This is a genomic window from Bradyrhizobium sp. CCGUVB23, assembly GCF_024199885.1.
Taxonomy (GTDB): Bacteria; Pseudomonadota; Alphaproteobacteria; order Rhizobiales; family Xanthobacteraceae; genus Bradyrhizobium.
Genome location: NZ_JANADQ010000001.1, coordinates 4,365,993 through 4,388,422, shown reverse-complemented (window position 1 = coordinate 4,388,422; position 22,430 = coordinate 4,365,993). Strand labels below are relative to the sequence as shown.

General features: G+C 64.4%; 24 protein-coding genes and 1 pseudogene. 14 read left to right on the top strand and 11 right to left on the bottom strand.

Features of this window, described 5'->3' with window-relative positions:
* Nucleotides 1–110 precede the first annotated feature (110 nt).
* The 3 genes from NLN62_RS20095 (at nucleotide 111) to NLN62_RS20085 (ending at nucleotide 2,531) form a co-directional block, all read left to right on the top strand.
* Nucleotides 111–932 (top strand): cysteine rich repeat-containing protein, encoded by an 822-nt coding sequence (locus NLN62_RS20095; protein WP_254109927.1) that lies wholly within the window; start codon nucleotides 111–113, stop codon nucleotides 930–932.
* A 134-nt stretch (nucleotides 933–1,066) separates the two neighbouring features.
* Nucleotides 1,067–1,282: a hypothetical protein gene (locus NLN62_RS20090; RefSeq protein WP_027520914.1), complete on the top strand. Its 216-nt coding sequence runs from the start codon at nucleotides 1,067–1,069 to the stop codon at nucleotides 1,280–1,282.
* A 91-nt stretch (nucleotides 1,283–1,373) separates the two neighbouring features.
* Entirely contained in the window at nucleotides 1,374–2,531 is a 1,158-nt protein-coding gene (locus NLN62_RS20085) for an FAD-dependent monooxygenase (protein WP_027520915.1), read from the top strand.
* 33 nt (nucleotides 2,532–2,564) lie between these two features.
* Here NLN62_RS20085 and NLN62_RS20080 read toward each other — a convergent pair whose 3' ends face one another.
* Together NLN62_RS20080 and maiA are read right to left on the bottom strand one after the other, a co-directional pair.
* Nucleotides 2,565–3,077, bottom strand: coding sequence for a MarR family winged helix-turn-helix transcriptional regulator (locus NLN62_RS20080; protein ID WP_027520916.1), 513 nt, complete (start codon nucleotides 3,075–3,077; stop codon nucleotides 2,565–2,567).
* Nucleotides 3,067–3,699, bottom strand: a complete 633-nt coding sequence (maiA, locus tag NLN62_RS20075) for a maleylacetoacetate isomerase (protein WP_027520917.1) — start codon at nucleotides 3,697–3,699, stop codon at nucleotides 3,067–3,069. Before maiA ends, NLN62_RS20080 begins: the two co-directional genes overlap by 11 nt.
* Nucleotides 3,700–3,895: 196 nt before the next feature.
* Between maiA and gtdA the strand changes: the two genes are divergently transcribed.
* On the top strand, nucleotides 3,896–4,936 hold the full coding sequence (gtdA, locus tag NLN62_RS20070) for a gentisate 1,2-dioxygenase (protein WP_027520918.1): 1,041 nt from the start codon (nucleotides 3,896–3,898) through the stop codon (nucleotides 4,934–4,936).
* Between the two features lie 280 nt (nucleotides 4,937–5,216).
* On the opposite strand, the gene NLN62_RS20065 is transcribed toward gtdA, so the two are convergent.
* The 4 genes from NLN62_RS20065 to NLN62_RS20050 all read right to left on the bottom strand — a co-directional run bounded on the left by NLN62_RS20065 (nucleotide 5,217) and on the right by NLN62_RS20050 (nucleotide 9,273).
* A complete protein-coding gene (locus NLN62_RS20065; RefSeq protein ID WP_027520919.1) occupies nucleotides 5,217–6,044 on the bottom strand; it encodes an ABC transporter permease in 828 nt (275 codons plus the stop codon).
* Nucleotides 6,037–6,810 (bottom strand): ABC transporter ATP-binding protein, encoded by a 774-nt coding sequence (locus NLN62_RS20060; RefSeq protein WP_027520920.1) that lies wholly within the window; start codon nucleotides 6,808–6,810, stop codon nucleotides 6,037–6,039. Before NLN62_RS20060 ends, NLN62_RS20065 begins: the two co-directional genes overlap by 8 nt.
* A gap of 72 nt (nucleotides 6,811–6,882) precedes the next feature.
* A complete protein-coding gene (locus NLN62_RS20055) occupies nucleotides 6,883–7,887 on the bottom strand; it encodes an ABC transporter substrate-binding protein (protein WP_254109926.1) in 1,005 nt (334 codons plus the stop codon).
* A gap of 21 nt (nucleotides 7,888–7,908) precedes the next feature.
* Nucleotides 7,909–9,273: an FAD-dependent oxidoreductase gene (locus NLN62_RS20050; RefSeq protein WP_027526463.1), complete on the bottom strand. Its 1,365-nt coding sequence runs from the start codon at nucleotides 9,271–9,273 to the stop codon at nucleotides 7,909–7,911.
* A 244-nt stretch (nucleotides 9,274–9,517) separates the two neighbouring features.
* Here NLN62_RS20050 and NLN62_RS20045 point away from each other — a divergent pair, with 244 nt between their 5' ends.
* Nucleotides 9,518–9,778 (top strand): hypothetical protein, encoded by a 261-nt coding sequence (locus NLN62_RS20045; protein ID WP_035664182.1) that lies wholly within the window; start codon nucleotides 9,518–9,520, stop codon nucleotides 9,776–9,778.
* A 16-nt stretch (nucleotides 9,779–9,794) separates the two neighbouring features.
* Here the strand turns inward: NLN62_RS20045 and NLN62_RS20040 are convergent, their stop codons facing one another.
* Entirely contained in the window at nucleotides 9,795–10,595 is an 801-nt protein-coding gene (locus NLN62_RS20040) for an enoyl-CoA hydratase-related protein (RefSeq protein WP_027526465.1), read from the bottom strand.
* A 172-nt stretch (nucleotides 10,596–10,767) separates the two neighbouring features.
* Here NLN62_RS20040 and NLN62_RS20035 point away from each other — a divergent pair.
* Together NLN62_RS20035 and NLN62_RS20030 are read left to right on the top strand one after the other, a co-directional pair.
* A pseudogene (locus NLN62_RS20035) lies at nucleotides 10,768–11,019 on the top strand (ketopantoate reductase family protein); the annotation flags it as partial.
* Nucleotides 11,020–11,095: 76 nt separating this feature from the next.
* On the top strand, nucleotides 11,096–11,743 hold the full coding sequence (locus tag NLN62_RS20030; protein ID WP_254109925.1) for a ketopantoate reductase C-terminal domain-containing protein: 648 nt from the start codon (nucleotides 11,096–11,098) through the stop codon (nucleotides 11,741–11,743).
* 12 nt (nucleotides 11,744–11,755) lie between these two features.
* Here the strand turns inward: NLN62_RS20030 and NLN62_RS20025 are convergent, their stop codons facing one another.
* Nucleotides 11,756–12,433, bottom strand: coding sequence for an alpha/beta family hydrolase (locus NLN62_RS20025; RefSeq protein ID WP_254109924.1), 678 nt, complete (start codon nucleotides 12,431–12,433; stop codon nucleotides 11,756–11,758).
* A 125-nt stretch (nucleotides 12,434–12,558) separates the two neighbouring features.
* Here NLN62_RS20025 and NLN62_RS20020 point away from each other — a divergent pair, with 125 nt between their 5' ends.
* Nucleotides 12,559–13,704, top strand: coding sequence for an acyl-CoA dehydrogenase family protein (locus tag NLN62_RS20020; RefSeq protein ID WP_254109923.1), 1,146 nt, complete (start codon nucleotides 12,559–12,561; stop codon nucleotides 13,702–13,704).
* Between the two features lie 4 nt (nucleotides 13,705–13,708).
* Here the strand turns inward: NLN62_RS20020 and NLN62_RS20015 are convergent, their stop codons facing one another.
* Nucleotides 13,709–14,593: a LysR family transcriptional regulator gene (locus tag NLN62_RS20015; protein ID WP_254109922.1), complete on the bottom strand. Its 885-nt coding sequence runs from the start codon at nucleotides 14,591–14,593 to the stop codon at nucleotides 13,709–13,711.
* A 101-nt stretch (nucleotides 14,594–14,694) separates the two neighbouring features.
* Here NLN62_RS20015 and NLN62_RS20010 point away from each other — a divergent pair, with 101 nt between their 5' ends.
* The 4 genes from NLN62_RS20010 to NLN62_RS19995 all read left to right on the top strand — a co-directional run bounded on the left by NLN62_RS20010 (nucleotide 14,695) and on the right by NLN62_RS19995 (nucleotide 16,998).
* The gene (locus tag NLN62_RS20010; RefSeq protein ID WP_254109921.1) at nucleotides 14,695–15,123 is read left to right on the top strand and encodes a DoxX family protein; all 429 of its coding nucleotides are present in this window, start codon (nucleotides 14,695–14,697) and stop codon (nucleotides 15,121–15,123) included.
* A 22-nt stretch (nucleotides 15,124–15,145) separates the two neighbouring features.
* Nucleotides 15,146–15,610: a hypothetical protein gene (locus NLN62_RS20005; RefSeq protein WP_254109920.1), complete on the top strand. Its 465-nt coding sequence runs from the start codon at nucleotides 15,146–15,148 to the stop codon at nucleotides 15,608–15,610.
* Nucleotides 15,603–16,211: a TlpA disulfide reductase family protein gene (locus NLN62_RS20000; protein WP_254109919.1), complete on the top strand. Its 609-nt coding sequence runs from the start codon at nucleotides 15,603–15,605 to the stop codon at nucleotides 16,209–16,211. The genes NLN62_RS20005 and NLN62_RS20000 overlap by 8 nt, the downstream gene beginning before the upstream one ends.
* Before the next feature lie 259 nt (nucleotides 16,212–16,470).
* On the top strand, nucleotides 16,471–16,998 hold the full coding sequence (locus tag NLN62_RS19995) for a hypothetical protein (RefSeq protein WP_254109918.1): 528 nt from the start codon (nucleotides 16,471–16,473) through the stop codon (nucleotides 16,996–16,998).
* Between the two features lie 96 nt (nucleotides 16,999–17,094).
* On the opposite strand, the gene NLN62_RS19990 is transcribed toward NLN62_RS19995, so the two are convergent.
* Nucleotides 17,095–18,075 carry a helix-turn-helix domain-containing protein gene (locus tag NLN62_RS19990; protein WP_027526474.1) on the bottom strand — a complete coding sequence of 327 codons (981 nt, stop codon included), beginning with the start codon at nucleotides 18,073–18,075 and terminating at the stop codon, nucleotides 17,095–17,097.
* Nucleotides 18,076–18,236: 161 nt separating this feature from the next.
* Between NLN62_RS19990 and NLN62_RS19985 the strand changes: the two genes are divergently transcribed.
* Both NLN62_RS19985 and NLN62_RS19980 read left to right on the top strand, forming a co-directional pair.
* Nucleotides 18,237–18,962 carry an alpha/beta hydrolase gene (locus NLN62_RS19985; protein ID WP_027526475.1) on the top strand — a complete coding sequence of 242 codons (726 nt, stop codon included), beginning with the start codon at nucleotides 18,237–18,239 and terminating at the stop codon, nucleotides 18,960–18,962.
* 375 nt (nucleotides 18,963–19,337) lie between these two features.
* Complete coding sequence (locus tag NLN62_RS19980; RefSeq protein WP_027526476.1) at nucleotides 19,338–20,948, top strand: ABC transporter substrate-binding protein; 1,611 nt, start codon at nucleotides 19,338–19,340, stop codon at nucleotides 20,946–20,948.
* 235 nt (nucleotides 20,949–21,183) lie between these two features.
* Here the strand turns inward: NLN62_RS19980 and NLN62_RS19975 are convergent, their stop codons facing one another.
* Nucleotides 21,184–22,323: an amidohydrolase/deacetylase family metallohydrolase gene (locus NLN62_RS19975; protein WP_027526477.1), complete on the bottom strand. Its 1,140-nt coding sequence runs from the start codon at nucleotides 22,321–22,323 to the stop codon at nucleotides 21,184–21,186.
* Nucleotides 22,324–22,430 lie beyond the last annotated feature (107 nt).

The window sequence follows — 22,430 nt, the reverse complement described above, 5'->3', positions numbered from 1 at the left end:
CGGCCAATGATGCCGCGCGCGAGATGACCCTCGCGCCGATTGCGATCATATGACTTTTTCGAAGCTCCGATTTTCAAGGCATGAGCTTCCAAGGGCAGGAATTGACGCAAATGTTCGACAGCTCGAGAATTGTCGCAACGCGCAACGCGTTGCTGGCGGCGGCTCTCTTCGCAACTGCAGCACCGATCTTCGCGCAGGCTCCGACCGACGCTCAGAAGAGTGCGATCCGGTCCGCGTGCCGCGCCGACTATCAGGCGCATTGCGCGAGCGTGACGCCGGGCGGCGCCGAGGCGCTGCAATGCCTGAACAAGAACATGTCGAGCCTGTCGTCGGCCTGCCAGAGCGCGGTGCGCCCGATCGAACCGGCGGCTGCGCCAAAGACAGAAGCCGCCCCGGCCGCACCGAAAGCAGAATCGGCGCCTGCCGCCGAACCCGGCAAGCCGGCCGCCACGACCGAAGCACCCAAGGCCGAGACACCCAAAGCCGCCGCGGCGAAGCAGCCGGGCAGCGCACAGGTGTCCGTAATCAAGAGCGCCTGCCGCTCCGACTATCCAAAAGTCTGCGCCGGCGTGCCGCCCGGCGGCGCGCCCGCGCTGGAATGCCTGGAAAAGAACAAGGCGAAAGTCTCGCCCGCCTGCGCGAAGGCGGTGAGCGCCGCGACCGGCGGTGGCGGCGCTCCCGCCGCCGCAGCGACTGCGGGCGCGGCCCCAACGGCGGCTGCACCTGCAGCAGCGCCGACGGTGATCGTGCTGCGGCCCTTGCGGCCACGCGAAGAACTGCTCATCGTGCGTTCGGCATGCGGCGGCGATGTCCGGACATTATGCGCCGGCGTGGCACCGGGCGGCGGCCGCATCGCGCAGTGCCTCGCAACCAACGCGGCCTCGCTGTCGCCCGCCTGCAAGGAGGTCCTGGCCCCCTTCGCCACGCGCTAAGATCGCGCTAGGATCGTACAACGCCGCGCATGGCCAGTTCCGCGCGGCGATGTCTAGCGGCGTGCGCAGACGATACCGCCACAGAGAGGTTGCTGACTCTTCGATTTTGATCACGATAAGACCGGGAGGAGACCATGCGTTCATGCCTGCTTATTGCGTCCGCGATCCTCGCCTTCGCGGCGACGATGGTCGTCGAAGCGCCCGACGCCAATGCCGTGGTGTGCGCGCGCGGCGTCTATCGCGCCGGATGCGCCGGGCCGAATGCCGCGGTGGTGGTCAGGGAGCCGGTTCCGGCGGTGAGGTGCTCCACGGTGCTGGTGAACGGCGCCTGGGTGAAGCGCTGCGTCTGAGGACCCGACGATCATGGCTCTGGCGCCGCGGGCCGGGCCAGACCAGTTCAGCTCGAGATAACAAGCACACTGTCAATCAGGGAGGACGACGTTGCGGATCGCCGTGATTGGCGGAGGGCCTGGCGGGCTTTACTTCGCCTATCTCTGGAAAAAGCGTCACCCCGACGACCAGGTCGACCTGTTCGAGCAGAACCCGGCCGACGCGACCTGGGGCTTTGGCGTGGTGTTCTCGGATGAGGCGCTGGAGTTCCTCCGCGCCGACGATCCCGAGACCGTCGACGCGATCACGCCGCACATGGAGAGCTGGGAAAACATCACGCTGAACCTGAACGGGGACAGCGTTGCCATCGACGGCGTCGGCTTCTCCTCGATCGGGCGGCTCGATCTCCTGAAATTCCTCCAGCAGCGCGCGATCGATGCCGGCGTCACGCCGCGCTTCGACACGCAGATCCATTCGATCGATCAGCTCAACGGCCACGATCTGATCGTCGCCGCCGACGGGCTCAACTCGCTGGTGCGCCGCGCGTTCGAGGGCGATTTCGGAACCTCGCTGTCCTACTGCTCCAACAAATTCGTCTGGTACGGCACCTCGAAACGCTTCGACACGCTGTCCCAGACCTTCGTGAAGACCGACCGCGGCGCCTTCAACGCCCATCACTACCGCTACTCGCCGACCATGAGCACCTTCCTGGTCGAGTGCGACCATGCCACCTGGCAGGCCTATGGCTTTGCCTACAAGGACGTCGAGCAGTCCAAGGGCGTGTGCGAGGAGGTCTTTGTGGACACGCTCGGCGGCCACTGCCTGGTCTCGAACAAATCGGTCTGGCGCAATTTCCCCTGGGTCTGGAACGAGCACTGGTCGTTCAAGAACATGGTGCTGATCGGGGATGCCCTGCACTCGGCACATTTCTCGATCGGCTCGGGCACGCGACTCGCGATCGAGGACGCGATTTCGCTGGTGAAGGCGCTGGAATCCGACGCGCATCTTGCCACCGCGCTCCACCGCTACCAGGCCGAGCGCAAGCCGATCGTGCAAAAGCTCGTCAGCGCCGCGCGCACCTCGGCCGGCTGGTACGAGCACTTTGCCGAGCACATGAAGCTCGACCTGATGGATTTTGCCTACAGCTACATCACCCGCTCCGGGCGGATCGACGATGCGCGCCTGCGCCATATGTCGCCGGCCTTCATGGCGCGCTACGAGGCGGAAAAGAACGGTGGGAGCGCACGCCAGGAAGACGGCGGTGGGTGAGGCGCGCGTGCAGCCTCACTCACATCGCCACCCTCACCCCGCCTTCCCCAGATGCTCCAGCGCGTCTTCGGCGCGCAGGGGGACGCGGGAGGCTTCGTTGTTGAGATCGACGAGCTGCACGAGCAGCGTCATCAGCGTCTTGCGGTCGGCGGGCTTGAGCGGCTCCAGCATGCGCGCCTGCGCGCGCTCGACTGCGGGGATGATGTCCTTGAGGATCCCAGCACCTTGCCTGGTCAGATAGAGCAGCTTGATCCGCTTGTCCTCGGTCGCCGGCTTGCGCTCGATATAGTCCTTGGCCTGGAGCCGCTCGATGACGCTGCCGAGGGTCGAACGGTCGAAGGCGATCACCGCCGACAGCCGCGTCGCATCGATGCCGGGATGGGTGTGGATCGCAACCAGCGCCGCATATTGCACCGGCGTCAGGTCGAACGCCTTGCACTCCTCCATGAAGATCGAGACCGCGATCTGCTGCATGCGCCGGAACAGATAGCCCGGCGCGGCATAGACCGCGTCCATCGTGATCGGAGGAGCAGGCTTACTCGGCATCGGGCTGCTTCTCTGGGGCAGCATTCGCGAAGGCCGGCAGCGCCTTAGCCGCGGCCTCCGCCTGGAGCAGGCGCGGATAGGCCGAGACGTCGACGCCGAAGCGGCGGGCATTGCCGAGCTGCGGCACCAGGCAGAGATCGGCGAGCGTCGGCGCGTCGCCGAAGCAGAACGGCCCCACTTCGTCTTTCACCAGCGTCTCGCAGGCCGAAAGCCCCTCGCGATTGACCCAGGCGGCCCATTCCTGAACCTTCTCTTCCGCCAGCCCAAGCTCGCGCAGGCGCGCCAGCACTTTCAGGTTCTGCACCGGATGGGTGTCGCAGGCGATCGCCAGCGCAAACGCGCGCACCTTGGCGCGGCGCAAGCTATCCTTGGGCAGCAGCGGCGGGTTGGGGTGGTTCTCATCCAGCCATTCGATGATGGCGAGCGACTGGGTGAGGATTGTGCCCGCATCGTCCTCCAGCGCCGGCACCAGCCCTTGCGGGTTGATGGCGAGATAGGCCGGCGCACATTGCTCGCCCTTGCGCAAATGATGCGGCAGGTGAGCGGCGGTCAGGCCCTTCAGGTTCAGAGCGATCCGCACCCGGTAGGCCGCGCTTGAGCGGAAATAGCCGTGCAGCTTCATCGGAATCCTCCCTCATTATCTTTCCCGTCATTCCGGGGCGATGCGCCAGCATCGAACCCGGAATCTCGAGATTCTCAGGTGCGCAATTGCGCACCACGGTTCTCGCTTCGCGAGCCCCGGAATGACGGCGTGTCAAGTTGACGCTACCTAGATTGGCAGTATACTGTCAATCTACAAAACGAACGGGAGGCTCGCCATGGAAGCCGTAGCGAAGACGCCGGAACGCGAAGCGTTCTACAGGAAAATCGACGGCGAAAACCTCACCGCGCTCTGGACCGTGATGAGCGATTTGATCACGCCGGAGCCGAAAAGCGCCTGCCGGCCGCATTTGTGGAAGTTCGACATCATCCGCGACTACATGACCGAAGCGGGCAGGCTGATCACCGCCAAGGAAGCCGAGCGGCGGGTGCTGATCCTGGAAAATCCCGGCCTCCGCGGGCAGTCGAAGATCACGACCTCGCTCTATGCCGGCGTGCAGATGGTGGTGCCCGGCGACGTCGCGCCTGCGCATCGTCACAGCCAGTCGGCCTTGCGCTTTGTGCTCGAGGGCAAGGGCGCGCACACCGCCGTTGACGGCGAGCGCACCGCGATGGAGCCCGGCGACTTCATCATCACGCCATCGATGACCTGGCACGATCATTCCAACGAGACGGATGAGCCGATGTTCTGGCTCGACGGTCTCGACATCCCCCTCGTACAATTCTTCGACTGCTCATTCGCGGAAGGCGCCAAGGAGGATCAGCAGAGGATCACCAAACCCGCTGGCGACAGCTTTGCGCGCTACGGCCACAATCTGCTGCCGGTCGACGTGAAGCGATCGTCGAAGACCTCGCCGATCTTCAGCTACCCCTATGCCTACACCCGCGAGGCCCTGGAAAAAGCCAAAGCGCGCGAGGAATGGGACGCCTGCCACGGCTTGAAGCTGAAGTTCAGCAACCCCGAGACCGGCGACTACGCGATGCCGACCATCGGCACGTTCATCCAGCTCCTGCCAAGGGGTTTCAAGACCGCGCGCTATCGCTCCACCGATGCCACCGTGTTCTGCGCCATCGAAGGCAAGGGTCGCACCCGCATCGGCGATGCGACCTTCGAATGGGGCCCGCGCGACCTGTTCGTGGCGCCGAGCTGGCACTGGGTAACGCACGAGGCCGAGACCGACGCCGTGTTGTTCAGCTTCTCCGATCGCCCGGTGCAGCAGAAGCTCGACCTCTTCCGCGAGGATCGCGGGAACGTGTGACCACGAGCTGCTCGCCAAACGTTCCGTGTCGTCCCGGCGAAGGCCGGGACCCATACCGCGTGATCTATCCTTGGCGCGCGGTGCTCATCCCGAACGACGAATCTTCGCCAAACTTCTCCCTGGGGTAATGGGTCCCGGCCTTCGCCGGGACGACGGTGGAAGTTGTGGCGCGCATCTCCATCCACATCGTCATTGCGAGCGCAGCGAAGCAATCCAGAATCTTTCCGCGGAGACAGTCTGGATTGCTTCGTCGCTTCGCTCCTCGCAATGACGAACCTGGCTAGCGCCAGTGCAACAGCCGCGTTTCCAGCCAGTTGATCACCTTCCCGACCGCAAGCCCGAATACCGACAGGATCACTACGCCCGCAAGCAGCTGATCCGTCTGCATGAGATTGCCGGCCTGGAGCACGAAGGCGCCGATGCCGAACTGGGCGCCGATCATCTCGGCGCTGACAACAAGCAGGAGCGCCACCGACGCGGTGATGCGGAAGCCGGCGAGGATCGAGGGTAGCGCGCCCGGCCAGATCACCTTGCGCACGATGGTCGCGAACGGGACGTTGAAGCTCTGCGCCATGCGGATGAGGTTGCGCGGCACCGCATCGACACCGCTGTAGACCGAGATCGCGGTCGAGAAGAACACCCCGAGCGCAATGGTCGCGATCTTTGGTTCTTCGCCGATGCCGAGCCAGAGGATGAGCAGCGGCAACAGCGCGATCTTCGGGATCGGGAACAGCGCCGAGATGAAGGTGATGCCGACGCTGCGCGCCAGCCGCGACAGACCAATGGCAAAGCCGACGGCGACGCCCGCCGCGGTGCCGACCAGCCAACCGATGCCGATGCGCAGCAGCGAGGCCGAGAGATGCTGCCAGAGCGCGCCGGAGATCGCGAGTTCGTAGATCGCACGCGCGATCGCCGATGGCGCCGGCAGGAACAGCGGATTGACGAGGCGCGCGCTGCCGGCGATCTGCCACATCGCGATGACGAGCGCGAGCGCGACCCACCCGCCAAAGCGGCTGCTCGCCGGCACGAAGCCCGCGCCGCGGAAGCGGACCGGCCGCGTCACCACGTCCTTTGCTAGCGTCTCGGCCTGGGTTGCGCGATCAAGCATGCTGGACCTCGCGCTCGGCATCGATCGCCTCGTTGCGGATCAGCGACCAGATCTGGTTCTGGAGCATGAGCAGTTTTTCACGCGCAGCAGGCTCGCCGCGTTCGGCGCGCGTCATCGGTATCGTGACGACCTCGCGAATGCGGCCCGGCCGCCGCGACAGCACCACGATGCGGTCGGCAAGGCGAGCGGCCTCTTCGAGATTGTGGGTGACATAGACCGCGCCCATGCCGCCATCGGCGAGCAGGCCGACGAAGTCTTCCATCAGGAGCTCGCGGGTCTGCGAATCCAGCGCAGAGAGTGGCTCGTCCATCAAGAGAATTGCGGGTCTCACCGCAAGCGCGCGCGAAATGCCGACGCGCTGGCGCATGCCGCCGGAGAGCTGCTTTGGATAGGCCGTGCGAAAATCAGTGAGGCCGGTACGGCGCAGGGCATCGCCAACCTGCGCGCGGCGCTGCGCGGGCGAGAGCTGGGTGTGCAGCAGTGCGAATTCGACGTTCTCCTCCACCGTGGCCCAGGGCAGCAGCGCAAAATCCTGGAACACGAAGGTCAGCGGATTGAGGCTGTCCGCAGGCGGCGCGCCGCGCAGTTCCGCAGCGCCCGATGACGGCAGCAGCAGCCCGCCGAGGATCGACAAGAGCGTGCTCTTGCCGCAGCCCGACGGCCCGACAATCGCCACCACCTCGCCCGCGCTGACGGTAAAGGAGACGTCATCGAGCACAGCGAGCTCGCCGAAGCGGTGAGTGATGTGGTTGGCGATCAGGTCCATGCGGTCTCGTCCATCTCCCGTCCGTCGTTCCGGGCTCGCCCTCCGGGCGCCCCGGAATGACGAACAAAGCAATCAATCCGCCTTCACATATTCCTTCGCGATGATCGCGTCCGCGTCAAAGCCCTTGTCGGCAAAACCCTGCGCTTGCAGCCATTTGATCTGGTTGTCGACGTTCTTCACGTCCAGCTTGCCGTCCGGATCGATATAAGCGCAATTGCCGACCACCTGCTCGACCGGCAGGTTGGTGTACTTTGCGATGATCTCGAGCAGCGGTTTTGTCTGCTCGTTAATCGGCACGGTGCTGTCCTTCATCGCGGTCAAAATGACGTCGTGATATTCGCGATCGGCTTTTGCCAACGCACCGAGCAGCTTCGTCACCAGCACCTTGTTGGCGAGCGTCTTGGGCGAGGCGAAGACGGCGCCGAGCTGCCAGGGCGTCTCGTCGCCGACCCAGCCCAGGAATTTCGCGCCGCCTTCGTCCATCAGCTTTCGCGCGGTGGAGATGGGAAGCAGCGCGGCGTCGACGGTCTCGCCCTTCAGCGCAGCCGCCGCATTCGACAGCGACTGCAGCGGCACGATCTTCACGTCTGATAGCTTGAAGCCATATTTGTCCGCGAGCAGGCCGAGCGAATAGTGAAAGGATGATCCGACCTGCGTCATCGCCACGCGCTTGCCGGCAAGGTCCTTCGGCGTCTTCAGCCCCGCCGCGTAAGCCTTGTTGCTGGCAAAATAGCCGATCAGGGGATAGCCGGCCTTCTCGCGGCTCATGCCGCCGATCACCTTCAGCGTACCCTTGCCGGCGAGATTGTAGAGACCGGCGGTGAAGGCGGTGATGCCGAAATCGACGTCGCCCGAGGTGGTGGCGACCGCGATCGGCTGTGCCGCATCGAAGAACTTCAGCTCGATATCGAGGCCGGCGTCGCGGAAATAGCCCTTGTCCTGCGCGATGAAGACCGGCGCGGAGGACGACAGCCTGAGCACACCAATCCTGGCCTTCAGCGCCTCCTCGGCCTGCGCTGTTGCAATCGTCGTCAGCGCCAACAAACCAGCTACAGCAAACCGCGCAACCCAACCCATCCGGCTTCCTCCGTCGTTTCTTTACAGGCCCTCTGGCACGGTCTGGTCCCGCCCGATGAAGGCGCCCTGTTGTTTCAATGTTTCCTGCAATTTTGCAACCGGGATGTCGCGCGGGATCTGGTTGCCCGACAGCGCCAGCGCAGCAGCGGAACCCGCCGCCTCCCCCATCACGAAGCAGGCCCCGGAGACGCGCGCCGCCGACTGGCCCTCATGGGTCATGGAGGCGCAGCGGCCGGCGACCAGGAGATTGTCTACGCCCTCCGGCACCAGCATGCGATACGGCAATTCGTTGTAGCCGCGCGATTCCGGAATCGGCGGGAAGGTGAAGACGACGTCACCGGGCACATGTGCCTCGATCGGCCAGCCATTGACGCCGATGGAATCCTCGAACGAGGCACAAGCGAGCACATCCTCGCCGCTGAGCTGATGGCCGCCAATAATACGGCGGGTCTCGCGGATGCCGAGCTGCGGCGGCAGGTCGACGATGTAGGATTTTTCAAAGCCCGGCACGGTGCGCAGGAATTCGAAGGCGGCGAGCGCCTGGCGACGACCCTCGATCTCGCCGTGGGTGAGGTCATCAGGCTCGATGCCGTTGACGGCATGGCCGTCCTCACGCGCAATTTGCGTGAAATTCACCCGCCATTCGATGCCGTGGCGCTGCGGCCGCACGATCGCGCTTTTGCGCGGAAAGCTGTGCGTGCCGGCGGCGAGCGCCTTTTCCATCAATTGCGGGATGGTGCGCCAGGCTTCTCCCGCCTTCTCGGGATCGATGCCGTTGAGGCGGAACATCATGGACGGATAGAGCGGATGGCCGTGCTCATCGCCGACCTCGTAGGGCGCACCGGCCCAGACCGCGAGATCGCCGTCGCCGGAGCAATCGATGAAGATCTCGGCCCGCACCGCCTGCCGTCCCGCCTTGGTCTCGACCATCAGCGTATCGATCCGACGCGCGTCACCCATCACGACGCCGGCGCCGAGCGCGTGGAAGAGGATATCGACCTTGTGGCTCGCGAGCAGATCATCCGCCGCGATCTTGTAGGCCGCGGTGTCATAGGCCTGCGCAAAAACCTTTCCGAGGATCAGATGCGGCTCGTTGAGGCCGTCGAGCCGGGCGATCCGCGCAAGCAGCTCGGAGGCCATGCCCTGCACCAGCCGGTGGTGCCTGCCATGGACATTGCCATGCAGGCCGCAGAAATTGGTGACGCCGGCGGCCGTGCCCATGCCGCCCAAGAAACCGTAGCGCTCGATCAGCAGCGTTCGCCGCCTCGCCCGTGCCGCCGATGCCGCCGCGATGATGCCGGCCGGCCCGCCGCCGAGCACGACGACTTCATATTCACCGTAGAGCGGCACCTGACGCGCAGGTTCCTGAATGGATTTTTGCTGCAAGACGATAACCCAATCGTTTGAGGCCCAAGGCGGGCCCTTCTTGCTATCTCGACAAAGGGATCGACGATGTAAAGCCCTGTGGCGCCACAAGACGATTGATCCCGTACGGCGGAACTGACAGAACAGGCGTCTTCCTAAAGCGCGATGAGATCAGGATGAATCATCATCGCGCTTTAGGTTGTTGTTTGCGCATGATCTTTCCGGAAAACCGCTTCGCACTTTTCCGGATCATGCTTTAGGATCGATGTCTTTGAAACGCACTCTAATATCGCTGATCTGCCTCGCGATCTCCGCCGCTCCCGCTTCGGCGCTGGAGCAGAACTGCCGCTTCATCCAGGCCAAGGCCGACCGCGAGGCCTGCTACAAGCGACAGGAGGAGGAACTCGCGGCGAAGCGCAAACCCGAGCCGCCACGCGAGAGCACCACACTCGAATCGCTCAAGCAGATGCGGCAGGACGACGACGCGGTCTATCGCAGCATGAGCGGCATCTGCCGCGGCTGCTGAGCGGCAAGCAGGCGATTTAAGTCTTACTGCCCCACTTCGCTGCGCGTTTCTCGGCGAAGGACGCCAGCCCTTCCGCCGCTTCTGCACTCTGGCGCTTGAGCGAATGCAGACGAACGAGGCGCGCATAGGCGGCGTCATCGACGCTCATGCCGCCGAACGAGCTTTCCAGCGCGAGTCGCTTGGTCTCGGCCATAGCCTGCGGCCCGTTGGCGAGCAACTGTTCGACGACCTTCGCGCCGGCGACCTCCAGCTCGGCGAGCGGCACAACATCATGCACGAGGCCGATGCGGCGCGCCTCATCGGCGCCAAACCGTTCGCCGGTCAGCGCGTAGCGGCGGACCTGACGGACGCCGATGGCATCGCAGAGCTGCGGGATGATGATTGCGGCGGTCAGGCCCCAACGAACCTCGGTGATCGAGAATAGCGCATTGTCGGCCGCGATCACCACGTCGCAGGCCGCGATCACGCCGGTGCCGCCGCCGAAGCAGCCGCCCTGCACGAGAGCCACCGTCGGGATCGGCAGCGTGTTCAGCCGCTGCACCGCCTCGAAGGTCGCCCGCGAAGCCGCCTCGTTGGCCTCCGGCGACTGCGGGCGCACCGAGTTGATCCATTTGAGGTCGGCGCCGGCCTGAAAATGCTTGCCGTTGCCCTTGAGCACTACGACGCGCAAGTCGGGTTTCCCGCCCAGCTCATCCATCGCGGCGAGCACGCCTGAGATCAGCGCACCGTCATAGGCATTGTTGACCTCGGGTCGATTGAGCGTGACGGTCGCGACCCCGCGGTCGTCAAGGGTCCACAAAACTGGGCTGGCCGGCATCGGCGATCCTCTCGGCATTATTTGTTGTCAGGCCGCGCACTATGACCGTGGCCGCGCCCCTTGATCCATCACTTTCCGCGGGGAGGCGGTCGCGTCCATCGCATGGCGGCTTGTGCCATGCTGGCCGCCGGCGCGAGCCAAAGATCAATCCTCGGGACGGGGCGGTCATATCATGCGGATTTGCATTTTCGGCGCTGGTGCCGTCGGCAGCCACCTTGCGGTGCGGCTCGCACGCGCCGGCCATGAGGTCTCCTGCGTGATGCGCGGACCACATCTGGAGGCGGTGCGCGCCAATGGCCTGAAGCTGCGCGTCGGCGAGGCGGAAGTTTGTGCCAAGGTGCGCGCCTCCGGCGATCCGGCCCAGCTCGGGCCGCAGGACGTCGTGATCTCTACGCTGAAGGCAACCGGCCTGCCGGGCCTCGTCACCGGCATTGCGCCGCTGCTAGGCGAGAACACCGCAATCGTGTTCGCGCAGAACGGTATCCCCTGGTGGTACAATATTGGACTACCGCCACGGCATCCCACTCCGCCTGATCTCTCCTTCCTCGATCCGAGGCGTACGGCTGAAGAAGGCGATCGGCAAGGAGCGCATCGTCGGCGGCGTCGTGTTTTCCTCCAACGAGGTGGTCGAGCCCGGCATCGTCGAAAACCTCTCGCCGGACCGCAACCGGCTCCTGGTCGGCGAATGCGACGACCGCAACAGCGAGCGCATCGCGCAGCTCCGCGCGGCCCTGAACGAGGCAAAGCTCGACTCGCCGCCCATCTCCGACATTCGCGAGGCGATCTGGTCAAAGCTCCTGACCAACATGTCGCTCTCGGTGCTGTGCCTGCTTACCGGCCTCACCGCGCGCGGGGTGCGCAACGACGCCGCCTTCACGGACGTCATTCCGCGCCTGCTCAACGAGGCCAACGAGATCGCGCAGCATTACATCCCCGAGGTCAAGCGGGTGACACGGAGCGGCCCGGCGCCCAACCACAAGCCGTCGCTGCTCCAGGACTACGAACTCGGCCGCGCCATGGAGATCGACGTGCTGGTGAAGGCGCCGAGTGCCTTTGCCCACGCCGCGGGCCTCTCGACGCCGTCGCTCGACCTGATCGCCGCGCTCGCGATCCAGAAGGCGCGCGAAAAGGGGCTTTATGCGGGATGATTGCGCAAAGGCTCAGACCAGCTCGTTGATCCACGCCGCGAGCGTATCGAGCACCTCTTCCATCGCCTCTTCATTGCTGCGACCGGATTTGCGCAAGACCAGGAAGGAGTGATCGCCCCCGGCGACCTCATGCAGCCTGGCCTTGGGGCCGAGCTCCGCAATCACGGGTTCGAGGTAACGGAGGTCGGCGAGCCGGTCGCGCGTGCCTTGCAGGAACAGCATCGGGATCTCGATCCCGGCGAGATGAGCTGCGCGCTCGATCGAGGGCTTGTTATCGGCATGCAGGGGAAAGCCGAGGAAAGCGAGCCCGCGCACGCCGGGCAGCGGCGCCTTGGACTGCGCCTGCGAGGTCATGCGCCCGCCGAACGACTTTCCGCCGGCGAACAGCGGAAGACCGGCGCAGAGCCGTGCCGCCTCCTCGACCGCTGCCCGCACGGCAGCGTGCGCGATCATTGGCGTGTCGGGTCGGCCTTGCTTCTTCTCCATGTAGGGAAAATTGTAGCGCAGCGTCGCGATGCCGCGCTCGGCCAGTCCAGCCGCGACCTTGTCCATGAAAGCGTGCCGCATGTCGGCGCCCGCGCCGTGGGCAAAGACGTAGCAGGCGCGCGGCTTGTCCGGCATCGTCAGCAGCGCGGAGACGGCGCCCACGCGCGCGATGTCGATCTTGAGCTCGGTCGTTTTGGCGTTCAAAATCGCAGATCCTGAAAGGCTCGAATCCGCTTGCCTTGGTAGCGTCCCCGGCGCAGCCTGAAAACACAATAATTGCCGACTTCTACTGGCGTACCAAGACAGTCGTACCACCGACCGGAGTTTTCATGTCCTACCGCTCCTCCTGGATGACCGAAGAGCTCGAAATCTTCCGCGACCAGTTCCGGAAATTTCTGGCGAAGGATCTGACGCCGCACGCGGAAAAGTGGCGCGCGCAGAAGATGGTCGACCGCTCCGCCTGGCGCGGGCTTGGCGAGATGGGCGCGCTGCTGCCGAGCGTGCCCGAAGCCTATGGCGGCCTCGGCGCGACCTTCGCCTATGACGCCGCGGTGCTGGAGGATATCGAGAGCACGGTACCGGAGGTGACGACCGGCGTCTCCGTGCACAGCGCCATCGTCGCCCACTACATCCTCAACTACGGCTCGGAGGAGCAGAAGACACGCTGGCTGCCGAAGATGGCGTCGGGCGAGATGGTCGGCGCCATCGCCATGACCGAGCCCGGCACCGGCTCGGACCTGCAAAGCGTCAAGACCACGGCGAAGAAGCAGGGCAACTCCTACGTCATCAACGGCCAGAAGACGTTCATCACCAACGGCCAGGCAGCCGATCTCGTCATCGTCGTTGCGCGCACCGGCGATGTCGGCGCCAAGGGCATCTCGCTGATCGTGGTCGAGACCGCAGGCGCTGACGGCTACCGCCGCGGACGCAACCTCGACAAGATCGGCCTGCACGCTTCCGATACGTCGGAATTGTTCTTCGACAACGTCACGGTCCCGCCCGAAAACCTGCTCGGCAAGGAGGAAGGGCAAGGCTTCGTGCAGCTGATGCAGCAACTGCCGCAGGAGCGGCTGGCGCTGGCGGTCGGCGCCGTCGCCTCGATGGAGCGCGCCGTCAAGCTCACCACAGACTACACCAAGGAGCGCACCGCCTTCGGCAAGCCACTGCTCGAATTCCAGAACACCGCGTTCAAGCTCGCCGAGCGCAAGACCGAGGCCATGATCGCCCGCGTCTTCGTCGACTGGTGCATCGAGCGCCTGGTCGCCGGGGATCTCGACACCGTCACCGCGTCGATGGCGAAATACTGGTGCTCGGAGAAGCAGGTCGAGACCGCCGACGAATGCCTCCAGCTGTTCGGCGGGTATGGCTATATGCAGGAATACCCGATCTCGCGCATCTTCGTCGATTCCCGCATCCAGAAGATCTATGGCGGCACCAACGAGATCATGAAGCTGTTGATCGCGCGGTCGCTGTAGGCGGCTACTTCATCCGCTTGTCGGCGGCGACGAAGTCGATGAAGGTCCTCACTTTCGCGGAGAGATATTTGCGGCTCGGATAGACCGCAAACAGTTTTCCCGCGAAGATGATCTGGTCGGGCATGACGTGCTCGAGACGTCCGGCCGCGATGTCGTCAGCGACCAGCCATTTCGGCAGGAAGGCGAGGCCCATGCCTTCGAGCGCTGCCATGTGAAGCAGCGTTTCGTTGCCGCTGCGAAGGACTGGATTCAGCTTAACGGTCTCGGTGCCGCGCTCGCCCGCGAACGAGAAGCTCTCGCCCGGATAAAGCGCATAGTGCAGCAGGGCGCGGCCGGCGAGATCGGTCAGCTTCGTTGGGCGACCAGCGCGTTTGAGAAAGGCGGGAGCTGCAACCATGTAGAACGGGACACTGGAGATCGGACGCGCGATCAGCGCCTCGTCGGGCGCGCCCGTCGCGCGCAGGGCGAGATCAAAGCCCTCCTCGACCAGGTTGACCAGCCGCCCGCTGAGATCGACGTCGAGGCGCACCTCGGGATAGCGGGCCTGGTATTCCGCCAGCACGCCCGCGAACGTCGCATTGGCCATCCACACCGGCGCGGTCAGCCGCAGCACGCCGCGCGGGACGACGGTCGCCTTGCTGACGGCGGCTTCGACCTCGTCAAGCGAATCGAGCATCTGGCGCGCTTGCTCGAAATAGAGCGTGCCGCTCTCGCTCAGACTCACGCGCCGACTGGTCCGGTTGAGCAGCCGCGTGCCCAGCCGCCTCTCGAGCTGCATTACGTGCTTGCTCGCCATGGCGGGCGAGATGCGCAGGCGCTGGGCCGCAGTCGCAAAGCTCTTCAGCTCGGCGACCAGGCAAAACACCCTCATGCTGACCAGAGAATCCATGAGATCATCAACATCCGGGAAAGGAACCCATACCGGAATGCATAATGATCAAAGATGGTGAAACTATCAAATGGTGGTAACCCACTGATCGGAGAACCACCATGTCGACCACCGCTCTCGAAACCGCCTCGCCGGGCCGCGCCCTTCGCATCGGCCTCTGGATCGCCCAGGCCCTGATCTGCTTCGCCTTCAGCTCAGCCGGGCTGGTCAAGCTGCTCACGCCGATCCCGCAGCTTGCCGCCATGATGCCCTGGGCCGGCGAATATTCGGAGGGCTTCGTTCGCGTCATCGGGCTGATCGATCTCGCCGGCGGCATCGGCATTCTCCTGCCGGCGCTGACGCGCATCCTGCCGCGACTGACGGTGCTGGCCGCGCTCGGCTGCACCGTGTTGCAGGTGTTCGCGCTCGTCTTCCACATCTCACGCGGCGAAGCCGCGGTCACCCCGCTCAATTTCGTCCTGCTGGCGCTCGCCGTCTTCGTGCTGTGGGGACGCGGCCGCAAGGCGCCGATTGCTGCGCGTCAGTTCTGACACGGACCTTGCGGCGCCAACGATGGTCCTTTCCAACCCCTTGTCACGCCGCGGACTGATCGCGGGCGCCTCGATCTTGACCGCGGCCGGCTCACGTGCTGCGGCCAAGGAGGATCGCCTCGTCGACGGCGTGGTGATCCTCATCGACAGCAACGAGCCCTATGTCATGGGGCATGCGATCAGCTACTCGGCCAATCTCGCAAAGCATTTTGCCGAGCGGGGCACCAAGCTCATGATCGAGGTCGTCGCCAACGGCAAGGGCATCGAGGTGTTTCGCGCGGACAAGACAGCGCTCGCCGAGCCGCTGGCCGGCTTACGGCAATCGCTGCCGAACCTCAGCTACAGCATGTGCGCATCCTCCAAGGCGATCGCGGAGGCGAAGGAGCAGATCACGATCCCGCTGATATCGGGCGCGACGCTCGTGCCGTTTGGCATCGGACGCGTCGTCGATCTCCAGTTCCGGGGCTGGGCCTATGTCCATGCGTGATGAGCCCCGGCCCACGCTGACGCGACGATCGCTCCTGCTCGCCGCGCCCGCGCTGGCGCTCTCGTCTCTCAACCCTGACCGCGCGGCCAGCGACGAGACACGCTGGCCGCCGGTGTTCGAGACCGGACGCAGCCAGTTCACCGTGGTGCGGCCTCGCGCGCCGATGCCACCACTTCGGTTACAGGATTTGCGCGGCAAGGACATCGTGCTGTCGGCGAAGCCGGGGCGCGTGACCCTCATCAATTTCTGGGCGACCTGGTGCGCGGCCTGCCGCCTCGACCTGCCGGTCATGGCAAGCCTCGCGCGATCAAGGGGCAATGGCCTCGACGTCCATGCGATCTGCACCGACACAAGGGATCTCGGGAAGATCACGCGCTTCCTCGGCGGCCTCAACACGCAGAATCTCCTCTTCTACGTCGATGCCCATGGCGTCGCCGTCGCGGCGAGCGATCCGGCTGAGGCGACCTTCAGGTTGATCGGCATGCCCATCACCTATCTCGTCGGGCGAAGCAATCGCATCGAGGGTTACATCACCGGTGCCGCCGACTGGCTGTCGCCGGCAGGCACAGCGCTGCTGCAATTCTATCGCGAGCAGGCCTAGGGCATGTACTCATGAACTTAGTCAGGTCTGCTTCAAAGACGACTATCACGCCAACATTGATGAAGGTCGCCTTTGGGCAGCCATACTTACACTCGATGCGACGCTCTGAAGTAAGCTCGAGATGGAAGAAGCCAGCACCGGACCTGAACCCATGCGGGATTTCCGGAGACTTATAGTGAACAGCTCAAATGGTGCCTCTGTGGCTGGGGCTGTGTGGAATTCGTGGTGGGAATATCTCTAATCGAAGAGGGAGAACCCCATGAAAAGCCAGTTCTTGATTGCGACAGCCGTTGCCGCCATCGGACTCGTGACTACCAATCACGCCGATGCGTGCGCGTTGCATCTTCCAACGTTAAAACTTACGAGCTTCCAGATCTCCCGGCCACATCAACCAGCATTGCTGGGCGCGACCCAAGTGGAGGAGAGTACGGCTGGTATGCCCGACGCCGTGCTCGCGCACGATCACAACCGGGCCGATCTGTCGAAGTGGTTTGAGAACCTTCATGACCGAAAGGGCGATCTGTGCTGCGATGGTAGCGAAGCGATGCATTTGTCCGAAGTAGATTGGGCGACTAATGGCAACCATTACCGCGTCCGCGTGCCGACAACGCCTTGGGGCTTCGAGCGCGCGATGGCCGGCGCCACCAACGTGGAAACCGAGTGGGTGTACGTGCCCGACGAGGCTCTCATCGATGAGCCGAACAGGGCTAACATGACGATGGTCTGGCCGCTATACGGCCCGATGGGTGTGAGCGTTCGCTGCTTCATTCCGGGAACGATGACGTGAAGCACGTGGTTTGTGTTGCGATCCTGCAATCCTAACGCCGATCACGGTCTTTGCCGTGGGAAGCGGACGTTTGTAAGTACCCCTTAGCGGATAGCCTTATCGGTTGCGCCAATCGCGCGGCCGGCAGCCAAAACGCTGCTTGAAGCGGCGCGTGAAGTGGGAGAGGTCCGAAAAGCCCCAGTCGAACGCGATCGTGCCGATCTCGCGCCCCGCGATGGCCCGATCCCGCAAATCCGCCGCGGCGCCGTCGAGGCGGCGTTCCATGATGTAGTCGGAAAACGTCGTGCTGGACCGCTCGAACAGCTTGTGCACGTAGCGCTCGCTGATGCCGACGGCGCCTGCGACCGCCGCGACCGTCAGCCCTGGCTCGCGCAGCCGTTCGTGGATCGCACGGCGCAGCGCGAGCACCGTGGCATCGGCAAAGCTCGCCGCCTCCGCGACTTGCGCGCGCGAGCGGCGCGACAGGCTCAGCGCGACGAGATCGAGCAGCACGCCGAACAGGCGCACGCTGTCCTCCTCCGTCATCCGCAAAGCGCCGGCGTTGAGCGAGCGCGCCGTCTCGATGATGAGATGACCGACATGGGGATCATCGGAGACGCGCTCGGCCTCGAAATCGAAGCCCGGCGGCAGCCGGTCGCGCAGCGCGCGCGAGGGCACCCAGAACGAAGCGACCTCCAGCGTCGGGCCGCGGTCATGCAGCAGCCTTACCTCGCGGTCGCTGTCGCAGATGCCGACCTGGCCGCGCGACAGGCTGACGTCGCGATTCCCCTGCACGATGCGGCAGCGGCCGGCGAGCTTGAAGTTGAGATAGAAGCAGCTCTCGTTCGAGGCCGCGATATCGCTGCGCGAGCGATGCACCGTATGCTCGGGAAACACCACGCGGTTGACCGCACCGGCGCCAAACCTGATCGTCTCCACCTTCGCCGGAAAACATGACGTCGTCGCCGATTCCGGCGTCAGGTTCATGAACGCCTGGCAAATTGCCTCGCGGTAGAAGGAAAACTGCTCGGCCGGACGCGTCTCGGCCGTATTCCAGACGAAGTGCCGCGGCCGGCTTGCTGGATTGACCTGCTCCATCAGTTCGCTCCGAGACCAATCCGGTTCAGCGCCAGCCAAGCGGACCGATCGCCGCCGGCTCAATATGGCTGCAACAAAGACAACGACCGACGTTCAGTCGGCAAGGGTTTCGGCCGGTGATTGCCGCGCCGATCTAACCATCCTTGCGGAGGAGCCACAATATGTCGACCTACGTCCTCGTCCACGGCGCCTGGCACACCGGGGCCGAGCTCGAGCCCGTCGCCGCCCCCATTCGGGCCGCGGGCCACACCGTTCATACGCCCACAATCAAGGGTAACCGGCCCGGCGATGCCAAGACCACAGGGCTCAAGGAGGCGATCCAGTCCATCGCCGATTATCTCGCCGAGAACAATCTGAAGGACGTGATCCTGCTCGGCCACTCCTATGGCGGGATGGTCATCACGGGGGTCGCCGACCTCGTGCCGGAGCGGATCCACCGGCTGATCTACTGGAATGCCTTCGTCCCCAACAACGGCGAGTCGCTCAACGACCTGGTGCCGTCACACTATCTCGGCCTGTTCGAGGCGATCGCCGCCGAGCGCGGCGACGGCTCGGTGGTGCTGCCATTCCCGATCTGGCGCGAGGCGTTCATCAACGATGCCGATCTCGAACTGGCCCAGCGTGCCTACGACATCCTCAATCCGCATCCCCTCAAGACCTTCAGCGACAAGATCGAGTTGAAAACCAACCCGGCCGAGATGCAGCTGGCGAAGTCCTACATCAATTGCACCGAGGATACCGCGCTGCCGCACGGCTATCCCTGGCATCCGCGGCTGTCGGAGAAGCTCGGGCTGTTCCGCCTGGTGCAGGTAGCTGGGAGCCACGAATTGTGCTTCTCCGATCCCGCCCGGCTGGCACGCGCGATCATGGAGGCCGGACGGGACTAAACCTGCTGCGTCACAAGACCATCATGGTGAGGAGCGCGGAACGCCCGTCTTCGGACGACGCTCCGCATCGCCGAGCGAACCATAAGGCCCGGTTCTCACCCGCGGCCATCCTTCGAAATGCCGCTCGTCGCGGGCTCCTCAGGATGAGGGCGTGTGCTTGTGACGCAGTAAAGTTAACGCGCGTCCGTCAAAAGCGAGACGACCTTCGCGATTTCCTGCGCCGCCGGCTTCGGCGGCACGGCCCTTGCTTCGTCGCAAACGAATTCAGATCGGCGGAAGCAAGCTCTCCTTGTCACGTGCGGCTCCCCGCCATACGCTGCCCTTCATCGACAGCCGCCATCTGGTTTCGTTTGCGTCAGGTCAGGAGAATAGAGAATGGTTCACGTCTCGCGCCGGAAACTGCTTCAGCTTGCTGCTGTTGCGCCATCGGCACTTCCCGTTGCATGGACGTCGGTTGCATCTGCCGCGAGCGGAAAGAAGATCCTGACTGCGGTGATGCAATCAGACCTTCGCGTCACCGATCCCGGCTTCACGACCGCCATCATCACCCGCGACCATGGCTACATGGTCTACGATACGCTGCTGGGCATCGATTCCAGCTTCAAGGTGCGGCCGCAGATGGCCGACTGGAAGGTCTCCGACGACAAGCTGACCTACACCTTCACCTTGCGCGACGGCTTGAAGTGGCATGACGGCCCGCCGGTGACGGCGGAGGATTGCGTCGCCTCGCTGAAGCGCTGGGGCACGAGCGTCGACGGCATGGCGCGCAAGCTGATGGATTTCACGGCAGGCATCGAAGCCCCCGATGCCAAAACGATCGTCCTCAAGCTGAAGGAGCCCTATGGCCTCGTGCTGGAGACGATCGCCAAGCCATCGTCGATCTGCGCCTTCATGATGCCCAAGCGGCTGGCCGAAACCCCGATCAGCAAGCAGATTCCGGAGCAGATCGGCTCCGGCCCGTTCAAGTTCGTGGCTGCCGAATTCCAGCCCGGTGTGAAAGCCGTTTACGAAAAGAACACCGACTACGTGCCGCGCAAGGAGCCGGCCGAATGGACATCGGGCGGCAAGGTGGTCAAGGTCGACCGTGTCGAGTGGCTGACGATGCCGGACGCGCAGACCGCGCTCAACGCGCTGCAATCCGGCGACGTCGATTTCGTCGAAACGCCGCCGTTCGACCTGCTGCCTGTGCTCGAGTCCAACCCGGACATCAACATCGCAATCCTGAACAAGTTCGGCTTCCAATCGTTCGGCCGGATGAACTTCCTGCATCCGCCGTTCGACAATGTGAAGATCCGCCGCGCCGCGATGCTCGCGATCAACCAGAAGGACGTGCTTGACGCGCAGATCGGCAATCCCAAATACTACAAGCTCTGCGGCGCATTCTTCATCTGCGACACGCCGTTCGCCAGCGACGAGGGCGGCGAGACCCTGATCAAGGGCAACGGCATGGCGGAAGCCAAGAAGGCCTTGGCAGAGTCCGGCTATGACGGCACGCCCGTCGTGATCCTGGCGCCGGGCGACCAGATCCTGCTGAAAGCGCAGCCGATCGTGGTCGCGCAGCTGCTGCGCGAGGCCGGTTTCAAGGTCGATCTCCAGGCAATGGACTGGCAGACCGTGGTCACCCGCAGGGCCAACCAGAAACCGCCGAAGGAAGGCGGCTGGAACATGTTCTTCACCTATCAGGGCGCCGCCGACTCGATGAATCCGCTCGTCAATGGCGCGATGGTAGGCAAGGGCAAGGAGGGCGGCTGGTTCGGCTGGTCCGAGGATCCCAAGCTCGAGCAGCTGCGCGACGCCTTTGCCCGCGCCACCTCACCCGAAGAGCAGAAGAAGATCGCGCTCGACGTGCAGAAGGAAGCCTACGAGCAGGTGATCTACGTCCCGCTCGGCCAGTTCCAGGCGCCGAGCGCATGGCGCAAATCGCTCACCGGCGTGATCGACGGCCCGGCGACGCCGTTGTTCTGGAATGTGGACAAGAATGAGTAGGCGCCGGCGCAACTGATACGAGGACGCAGCGTCCGCGATCGAGCTGTGCTCCCTCGCCCCGCTCTTGCGGGGACGAGACGAGCTTCGCTCGCTCTGTGAGGGTTGGTGAGGGGCTGCTTCCGCAAATGCGGTGACAGTCGGACGCGCGGAGAGTCCCCCTCACCCGCCGCGCGTTCCGCGCGTCGGCCTCTCCCCGAAAGCGGGGCGAGGCGAAATACAGCCGAAGTCGCGCTCCTTATTTCGGATGCCACCAGCGGCCACCGATGACGACGCCTTCGGAGGCGATTTTCTGGCTACCCGTCAGGTGCTCGCCGACGACGTCGACATAGTCGAACTGCCCTTCGCGAACCGTGATCAGCGTGGCGTCGCCGACGCTGCCCACCTTGAGGCTGCCGAGCTCCGGGCGCCGAAGCGCCATCGCGGCGTTCACGGTCGAGGCCGCGATCACGTCGTACAGCGACATCCCCATGCACAGGAATTTCGACATGGTCGTCACCTGGTCGAAGGCCGGCCCGTCGATGCAGAGCAGATGGATGTCGGATGAAATCGTGTCCGGATAGAAACCGTTCGCCAGCATCGCGCGCGCGGTCTTGAAGGCGAACGAGCCCTTGCCGTGGCCGATGTCGAAGATCACACCGCGCTCGCGCGCCTCCAGCACCACCTTCTTGACCGTGCCTTGCGCGGTCGCAGGCGTATTGGGGAACGGCCGGAAGGCATGGGTGAGCACGTCACCCGGGCGTAGCCGCGCGAGCACCTCTTCATAGCTCGGCGGCGGATGGTCGATATGCGCCATCAGGGGCATGCCGACCTCTTCGGCCACTTCGAGCGCGATATCGAGCGGCACGATCCCCGAGGTACCCGAGGCGTGCAGGCCGACGCGCACCTTGATCCCGACGATGAGGTCGCGGTTTGCATCCGCCACCTTGGCGGCATCGATGGGGTTCATCAGCCGCAGCTCCTCGCTCTCGCCGACCATCACCTTGTGCGAGAAGCCAAAGATGCCGGCATGCGAGACGTGCAAATAGGCGAGGATGCGAACCTGGCTCGGCTCGATCACATGCTTGCGGAAGCCGGCGAAATTGCCGGGGCCGGCGCTGCCGGTGTCCACCGCCGTGGTGACACCGGAGAGACGGCAGAATTCTTCTGCATCGATGCCGAGCGAGGTGCCGCCCCAATAGACATGGGTGTGCAAATCGATCAGGCCAGGCGTCACGATGTAGCGAGAAACGTCGCGCACATCGGTCCCCGGATCCGCCTTGAGCCCGCTGCCGATCGCCGCGACCTTGCCGCCCGCAAACGCGACATCCGTTACCGCGTCAAGCTTCTGCGAGGGGTCAACGACCCGTCCGCCACGCAGGATCAAGTCAAAAGGCATCGTCATCTCCGGGGGTCACAAGGCTTGCAAGGAACAGGCATCGGCCAGGCCGGAAGGTTTACTTCCAGCCTGGCCGTTTCGTCATTCCTGTTAGCAATCTTCCCGCC

Bases quoted from the DNA above. Each gene is read 5' to 3' on its own strand.
- NLN62_RS20095 (WP_254109927.1), top strand. From the start codon at position 111: ATGTTCGACAGCTCGAGAATTGTCGCAACGCGCAACGCGTTGCTGGCG.
- NLN62_RS20090 (WP_027520914.1), top strand. From the start codon at position 1,067: ATGCGTTCATGCCTGCTTATTGCGTCCGCGATCCTCGCCTTCGCGGCG.
- NLN62_RS20080 (WP_027520916.1), bottom strand. From the start codon at position 3,077: ATGCCGAGTAAGCCTGCTCCTCCGATCACGATGGACGCGGTCTATGCC.
- maiA (WP_027520917.1), bottom strand. From the start codon at position 3,699: ATGAAGCTGCACGGCTATTTCCGCTCAAGCGCGGCCTACCGGGTGCGG.
- gtdA (WP_027520918.1), top strand. From the start codon at position 3,896: ATGGAAGCCGTAGCGAAGACGCCGGAACGCGAAGCGTTCTACAGGAAA.
- NLN62_RS20065 (WP_027520919.1), bottom strand. From the start codon at position 6,044: ATGCTTGATCGCGCAACCCAGGCCGAGACGCTAGCAAAGGACGTGGTG.
- NLN62_RS20060 (WP_027520920.1), bottom strand. From the start codon at position 6,810: ATGGACCTGATCGCCAACCACATCACTCACCGCTTCGGCGAGCTCGCT.
- NLN62_RS20055 (WP_254109926.1), bottom strand. From the start codon at position 7,887: ATGGGTTGGGTTGCGCGGTTTGCTGTAGCTGGTTTGTTGGCGCTGACG.
- NLN62_RS20045 (WP_035664182.1), top strand. From the start codon at position 9,518: ATGTCTTTGAAACGCACTCTAATATCGCTGATCTGCCTCGCGATCTCC.
- NLN62_RS20040 (WP_027526465.1), bottom strand. From the start codon at position 10,595: ATGCCGGCCAGCCCAGTTTTGTGGACCCTTGACGACCGCGGGGTCGCG.
- NLN62_RS20020 (WP_254109923.1), top strand. From the start codon at position 12,559: ATGTCCTACCGCTCCTCCTGGATGACCGAAGAGCTCGAAATCTTCCGC.
- NLN62_RS20015 (WP_254109922.1), bottom strand. From the start codon at position 14,593: ATGGATTCTCTGGTCAGCATGAGGGTGTTTTGCCTGGTCGCCGAGCTG.
- NLN62_RS20010 (WP_254109921.1), top strand. From the start codon at position 14,695: ATGTCGACCACCGCTCTCGAAACCGCCTCGCCGGGCCGCGCCCTTCGC.
- NLN62_RS20005 (WP_254109920.1), top strand. From the start codon at position 15,146: ATGGTCCTTTCCAACCCCTTGTCACGCCGCGGACTGATCGCGGGCGCC.
- NLN62_RS20000 (WP_254109919.1), top strand. From the start codon at position 15,603: ATGCGTGATGAGCCCCGGCCCACGCTGACGCGACGATCGCTCCTGCTC.
- NLN62_RS19995 (WP_254109918.1), top strand. From the start codon at position 16,471: ATGAAAAGCCAGTTCTTGATTGCGACAGCCGTTGCCGCCATCGGACTC.
- NLN62_RS19990 (WP_027526474.1), bottom strand. From the start codon at position 18,075: ATGGAGCAGGTCAATCCAGCAAGCCGGCCGCGGCACTTCGTCTGGAAT.
- NLN62_RS19985 (WP_027526475.1), top strand. From the start codon at position 18,237: ATGTCGACCTACGTCCTCGTCCACGGCGCCTGGCACACCGGGGCCGAG.
- NLN62_RS19980 (WP_027526476.1), top strand. From the start codon at position 19,338: ATGGTTCACGTCTCGCGCCGGAAACTGCTTCAGCTTGCTGCTGTTGCG.
- NLN62_RS19975 (WP_027526477.1), bottom strand. From the start codon at position 22,323: ATGCCTTTTGACTTGATCCTGCGTGGCGGACGGGTCGTTGACCCCTCG.